This window comes from uncultured Meiothermus sp. (genome assembly GCF_937863175.1).
Lineage (GTDB): Bacteria > Deinococcota > Deinococci > Deinococcales > Thermaceae > Meiothermus.
The window spans coordinates 1-1,729 of record NZ_CALMCQ010000410.1 but is presented as its reverse complement, the minus strand read 5'-3'; the positions used below and the strand labels follow the sequence as shown (position 1 = coordinate 1,729).

Annotated in this window: 2 protein-coding genes; both read left to right on the top strand. The window is 69.6% G+C overall.

What is annotated here, in order from left to right; translation table 11 throughout:
• Positions 1–171: 171 nt before the first annotated feature.
• A complete protein-coding gene (locus tag Q0288_RS15470) occupies positions 172–786 on the top strand; it encodes a DUF3105 domain-containing protein (protein WP_299432371.1) in 615 nt (204 codons plus the stop codon).
• Positions 783–1,604: a sulfite exporter TauE/SafE family protein gene (locus tag Q0288_RS15465; RefSeq protein WP_299432368.1), complete on the top strand. Its 822-nt coding sequence runs from the start codon at positions 783–785 to the stop codon at positions 1,602–1,604. Before Q0288_RS15470 ends, Q0288_RS15465 begins: the two co-directional genes overlap by 4 nt.
• Positions 1,605–1,729 lie beyond the last annotated feature (125 nt).

Below are 1,729 nucleotides of genomic sequence, written 5' to 3'. Positions count from 1 at the left end.
CGCAGGGGCCTCTATGTGCGGGGCGAGGGTGGCTGGCAGCGGCTGGAGAGTTCGTCGGTGCTGGCGCTGGCCAGCAGCCCCAGCGAGGCGGGCTACGTGGTCTGGCTCGACGGCAGCGGCAGGGTCTGGCAGCGCTAAGCGCCGAGGGTTGGAGGAGTTGGAGGCAAAGACATGGCAAAAAATCGTGGTAGAGGCGGCAAAACCCCAAACGCGGCGGCGGCCTACTCCTCCAAGCCAAGGCCCTCGAGGTGGGGCACGGTGCTCTGGGTCTTGCTGGCCCTTGGCGCGGCCTGGGGACTCTACCTAGCGCTGCAAATCCGCCAGAGCGGCTCGAACTTCAACGGCCTTCTCCCCCAAGGCCAGGCCGCGCTGTCCAAGGTGCAGACCGGCACCGACGCGGGGCGCGGGCACAGCGCGCCGGGCCAGGCCCTGAGCTACGCCGCCGACCCTCCGACCTCCGGCACCCACTCCCCGCAGTGGGTGGACGCGGGCTTCTACCAGAGCCCCCAGGCCAGGGAGCGGCTGGTGCACTCCCTGGAGCACGGCAACGTGGTGATCTATTACGACCAGCCCGGTCGGGAGGCCCTCGACACCCTGCGGGCCTGGGCGGGACAGTTTCGCGGCCAGTGGGACGGGGTGGTGGTGGTTCCTCGTTCGGGCATCGGGCCGACCGTCGAGCTGACGGCTTGGAACAAAACCCTGCGCCTTGAAAGCTGGGACGCGGCTGCGGCAGCCGCATTCGTTGATGCCTACCGGGGCCGGGGGCCGGAGAACCCGGTGCGATGAGGACATACCGGGGCTGGGCCGGTTTGTTGGGGCTGTTTCTGGCGCTGGCGCTGTTCTCCAGCCAACTCTCCTGGCTATCCGCCGACCTCTACCGCCTGGCCAGCCAGCCCTTTGCCTGGCTGGCCGAGCCGATAAACCAGCTCCGGCTGGGGCTCTCCGTCCCTTTGCTGGGGGCTTTTCTGCTGGGGGTGTTGGGGTCACTCGCCCCCTGCCAACTCTCCACCAACGCGGCGGCCCTGTCCTGGCTTTCCAGGGAGGCCGCGCCCTTCACGGCCTGGCGACGGCTGGCCTGGTTCGTGCTGGGCAAGTCGGTGGTGTACCTAGGGCTGGCCGGGGCGGCGGCAGTGCTGTTCAACGGCCTGGTCTCGCCCGGCGAGGTCTTCGCCCCCGTCCGCAAGGCGCTGGGGCCGCTGATGCTGGTGATGGGCTTCGTGCTTTTGGGCTGGATTCGCCTACCGCTGCCCTCCCTCAGCGCCCAGCGCCTGGGCCACTGGGGCCGCGCTCTGGGGGGCGATACGGGTTCGGCTCTGTTGGGCGTGTCGTTCGGGCTGGCCTTCTGCCCGACCATGTTCACCCTGTTCTTCGGGTTGATGCTGCCCACAGCGGCAGCCTCCGGGTTGGGTTTCGCCTTCCCCGCACTGTTTGCGCTGGGCACGGCGCTGCCAGTCATACTGATGCTGGCCCTGCTCGAGCAAGGTCGCCCCAGGGGTCAGGTGCTGGGCGGGCTGGGCCGGGGCGGGCGGGTGCTGCGCGGTGCGTCGGGCGCGGTCTTGCTGGCGGCGGGTCTGTACGACACGGTGGTGTACTGGTCGTTGTAGTGGAGTCCCTCGGGCCGATTCCGACTCCAGCCTCGAACCTATGCCCCCTCCCCCCGATCCCCCTTCCGTGGTATGGCTATGGCCGGGCCAGGCCCTCTACGTGGGCCGGGGGCTGGACTCCACCC